Origin of the sequence: uncultured Mucilaginibacter sp. (assembly GCF_903913935.1) — a bacterium.
Taxonomy (GTDB): domain Bacteria; phylum Bacteroidota; class Bacteroidia; order Sphingobacteriales; family Sphingobacteriaceae; genus Mucilaginibacter.
Map to the genome: position 1 here is coordinate 1 of NZ_CAIWNH010000384.1, position 4,419 is coordinate 4,419.

The window sequence follows — 4,419 nt, forward strand, 5'->3', positions numbered from 1 at the left end:
GCCCAAAATTATGATAAACTGGGCATGGCGGAGTATGAGGCTATGGAGGCATTTGTGAGGTATCACTTTTAATGATTTCACCGATTTGGGAATGATTTCACCGATTTTGTGCCGCCACAACTCTTTAAATCGGTGAAATCAATTTTTTAATCGATCCGGCATTTTAAAATGGGCCGAAGTTTATTGCCTTTTGATTCACTAAACATGGTACCGGGAGCGGGAACGGGAATTTGCAGGGAGTGGTATTTCATAAATTTCACCCGTACAATTTCGTTGCGCTGCACAGCTGGGAGCAAAGTACAGTGTAGTTGGTCCTTACCCCGTCTTCACCCCAAACAAATAACCCACCAGCGCGGTGATCCCCATCGCTATCGTCCCCCAAAAGCAGATCCGGATCATGCTTTTGACTATAGCTGAGCCACCCGCTTTTGCCGCAACAGCGCCCGATAGCGCCAGGAATACCGTGGCAAAGCCGTATAATAATATTTCCATCAGATATACCGGCGCGAATAACGATACAAAAAAGGGTAAGATACCGCCTGATATAAAAGATGCGCCAGAAGCCAGGGCCGCCTGCAGCGGTTTCGGCTGCGAAAATTCGTTTATGCCCAATTCGTCTTTGGCGTGGGCTTTCAGGGCATCGTGCTTGGTCAGCTGTTCAGCTACCTGAAGGGCCAGTTTGCTGTCTAAACCCCGTTTTTTGTAAATTTTCGCCAGCTCATTTAGTTCTATCTCCGGCATGGTGTCCAGTTCTTTCTTTTCCCGCACCAGGTCTGCCGTTTCAATATCCGATTGCGAGCTCACCGAAACATATTCACCTGCCGCCATTGACATTGCGCCTGCAACTAAGCCCGCAAGTGCCGCCAGGACGACCGGGCCCCGGGTATGGCTGGCGGCAGCCACGCCAATAGCTATACTTGTGGTTGACAGGATGCCGTCATTAGCGCCCAAAACAGCCGCCCGCAGCCAGCCGCTTCTGTTTGAATAATGTTTCTCTAATTCCATTTTTTAGTTTTGGCGTTTTCAGCGGCATACCGATGCCCGCAATAGTGTAAAAATCAGTAAAAATCATTTAATATCGCCGGGTGTAAAATAAAATAGCTAATTAAAAGCCCGGTTTGATTTTCCAAACCGGGCTTATTTTCAACTGCACCTACCTAAATGTTTTGCTGCTGCTTTACGCTAAATAACGTTAGTATCTCTCCTGAATAATCCAAGGACTAAAGCGATAACCGCTATTACTAATAAAATATGGATCAGGCCGCCTGCTGCGTAAGCAAATGTGCCGATAGCCCATCCTATAATAAGGATAACTGCTATAATGTACAAAATTGATCTCATGATATTGTTTTTTAAGTGTGACTTAATAACATAGGAGATACAAAAACAATACCAAAGCCGAATCTCCCTTTGGACGGCCGTCCTGGGAACAAATAGTGTCCATATTCAAATAAAAAGGGTGTGATAAAAGGACAGTGGCACTTTTTTTTACAGCAATACCCTCGCCTGTCCGTTCGTGGTGCCCGTGCACATCCTGCGCTGAGCTTGCCGCACAAATAAAAAATCGATTTGAACTGCCGGATATTGAAGATAGGTTTATATATTGCAATCGATTGCATCATCTTTTAATAACCATCAACCCATGCGCATTCCATTAAAAACCACCAAATTAGTTTGTACACTTTTGATAACAGCGTGTATGATAAATGCAGGCAGCGCAATAGCCCAGCAAGCAGCCGTTACCGGCAAAACTGATACCGCTAATAAAGTAAAATATCTTTCGCAACCACTAATCAGTTCCATTTATACTGCTGATCCGTCGGCACATGTGTTTAATGGCAAAATTTATATCTACCCGTCACATGATATCAATACGGGCATCCCCGAAAATGACAACGGGGATCATTTTGCCATGCGGGATTATCATATTCTTTCGATGGATAGCATTGGCGGTGCGGTTAAGGATAATGGCGTGGCGCTTGATATAAAGGATATCCCCTGGGCCGGCCGCCAGCTTTGGGCGCCTGATGCTGGTTTTAAAAACGGTACCTATTACCTGTATTTCCCGGTAAAAGATAAACAGGATGTGTTCCATATTGGTGTGGCTACCGCTACCAGCCCTGTTGGCCCGTTTAAAGCTGAACCGTGGCCAATAGTTGGAAGCTATAGTATTGATCCGGCCGTGTTTACCGATACCGATGGCAAAACGTATATGTATTTCGGGGGGATATGGGGCGGACAGCTGCAGCGGTGGCTCAGCGGTAACTATGATGCAGGTGGCTCAAAAACAGATTCCCAAACGGAAGATGCACCGGCGATAAGCTGTAAAGTAGCCTTGCTTAAACCCGATATGAAAAACATTGACGGCGCTGTAAAAGATGCCGTTATTGTGGATAGCCTCGGCAAGCCTTTGCTAACCAAAGATCGTAACCGCCGTTTTTTTGAAGGTTCGTGGATGCATAAATACAACGGTAAATATTACTTCACTTACTCAACCGGCGATACCCATTTGCTTTGTTACGCCATCGGCGATAGTCCGCTGGGCCCGTTCACCTATAAAGGGGTATTGATGAAACCCGTACAAGGGTGGACCACCCATCATTCCATTGTCGAAATAAAAGGCAAATGGTATATATTTTATCACGATACCCAAATATCGGGCAAAACTCACCTGCGCAATGTAAAGGTTACCAGATTAAACCATAATGCGGATGGGTCAATCCCCCTTATCGATCCGTTTTTGCAGGCGCCGGGATATTGAAACAGGGTTTATGAAGGCATTGCTACCCCATTAACAACTCACCAATTACAGAGGTGTGAGGGTGGATTCGAACCACCGTAAAAGGTTTTGCAGACCCCCGCCTCGCCACTCGGCCACTCCACCGTTTTGTTCCTGCCTCAGGCAGCTGCCAGCCGGAAAACTGCCGCCAGTTTTTCTGTCACCTGGTCTATCTCGGCCGGGGTATTAAATTTACTGAATGAAAATCGGACGGTTGTGCGTTCCGGATCTGTACCAAGCGCCTTCAATACGTGGGAGGCCGAACCGCCCGAACATGCGCTGCCGCCGGAAACAGCAATTCCCTCTGCGTCAAGGTAGCGCAGCAGGTCGGTATCCGTACCGGGCAGGCTTACGCTTAATACCGTATAAAGGCTTTTATTTAAATCAGCCGAATTACCGTTAAACGCCACATCAGGCAACATTTCGGTTAAACGGCTGATCAAATGGTATTTTAAGTTTTGTATGTACGAATGATCCTGTTCCATTTGCCCGTAAGCAATTTCAAGCGCCCTGGCCATGCCCACAATGCCCGGGATGTTTTCGGTGCCGGCGCGCAGGCCACCTTCCTGACCTCCGCCATGGATAAGACGGTTGAGCCGCTGCCCTTTGCTGCGGTACAAAAAGCCAACGCCTTTAGGGCCGTGGAACTTATGCGCCGATGCCGCCAGGAAATGAACTTTGAGCCGGCTAAGGTCGTGGCGGTAATGCCCCATAGTTTGTACCGTATCGGTATGGAACAAGGCCTGGTATTTTTCGCACAGCTCGCCGATCTGCACGATATCGTTCAGGTTGCCCACTTCGTTGTTGGCATGCATTACTGAAACCAAGTTGCGGGTATTGGTCCGCAGCAGGTATTCCAGGTGGGCCAGATCCAGGTTGCCTTTGGCATCATGCTTGATGTAACTAACGCGGGTATGGTATTTGGACGACAGCGCACGCAACGTTTGCAATACAGCCGGGTGCTCAAATGGCGTGGTGATTACATGATCGATATGGTTACAGGTAACGGCGGACACGATGGCGATGTTATCCGCCTCGGTACCGCCTGAAGTAAAGACGATCTCTTCGGGTAAAGCATTTAACAAACTGGCGATCTTCGCGCGGCTGGCTTCCAGCGCTTCGCCGGCCTCGCGGCCCGGCCCGTGCTTTGAAGAGGCATTACCAAAGTGGTTCAAAAAATAAGGGGTCATCGCTTCGAATACGTTTTGATCCAGCGGGGTGGTGGCGGCGTTGTCCAGGTAAATTTTCATGTTTTGTTTTTTTATTTGCCTTTATTCCATATGCCAGAAGCCGCGCAGGTGTGCGGTAATTACAAGTATATTATACCTGGTTTTTATCTTTCTCCCGGTTACAGGAGTGGAATTAGCACCTTATGTTTATAGGTTGCTAAGACGTCGCAGGGCCATTCCCTCGGTCTTTCTGGATAAATAATAAAGAACGTTTCGGGGACAAATATAAAGTATATTATATAATTCCTATGGATTTTATAGAATTAATTTACAAAGATGATTTTCACCCTGCATTTCTAAATAATATTCGACCCGTTTTTTGCCATCGCTCAAACTTTTTACGCAAAATCAACGGGCACACAAAAATAAAATCGAAAAATATTCGTCTATGGGCTTGTACCTGGTGTTAAA

4 protein-coding genes, 1 tRNA gene and 1 riboswitch are annotated in these 4,419 nt (G+C 46.9%); of the genes, 1 reads left to right on the forward strand and 4 read right to left on the reverse strand.

Translation table 11 applies throughout. The features are described from left to right. Positions 1-315: 315 nt before the first annotated feature. Together QZY09_RS15440 and QZY09_RS15445 are read right to left on the reverse strand one after the other, a co-directional pair. Complete coding sequence (locus QZY09_RS15440) at positions 316-1,005, reverse strand: VIT family protein (RefSeq protein ID WP_295673806.1); 690 nt, start codon at positions 1,003-1,005, stop codon at positions 316-318. 177 nt (positions 1,006-1,182) lie between these two features. After that, the gene (locus QZY09_RS15445; RefSeq protein ID WP_295673807.1) at positions 1,183-1,341 is read right to left on the reverse strand and encodes a lmo0937 family membrane protein; all 159 of its coding nucleotides are present in this window, start codon (positions 1,339-1,341) and stop codon (positions 1,183-1,185) included. 301 nt (positions 1,342-1,642) lie between these two features. Here QZY09_RS15445 and QZY09_RS15450 point away from each other — a divergent pair, with 301 nt between their 5' ends. Further along, positions 1,643-2,761 (forward strand): glycoside hydrolase family 43 protein, encoded by a 1,119-nt coding sequence (locus QZY09_RS15450; RefSeq protein WP_295673808.1) that lies wholly within the window; start codon positions 1,643-1,645, stop codon positions 2,759-2,761. Positions 2,762-2,812: 51 nt separating this feature from the next. Here QZY09_RS15450 and QZY09_RS15455 read toward each other — a convergent pair. Then, positions 2,813-2,884 (reverse strand) — tRNA-Cys (locus tag QZY09_RS15455). Between the two features lie 14 nt (positions 2,885-2,898). Further along, complete coding sequence (locus QZY09_RS15460; RefSeq protein ID WP_295673809.1) at positions 2,899-4,029, reverse strand: cysteine desulfurase family protein; 1,131 nt, start codon at positions 4,027-4,029, stop codon at positions 2,899-2,901. Positions 4,030-4,109: 80 nt separating this feature from the next. Then, positions 4,110-4,209: riboswitch (SAM riboswitch) on the reverse strand. Positions 4,210-4,419 lie beyond the last annotated feature (210 nt).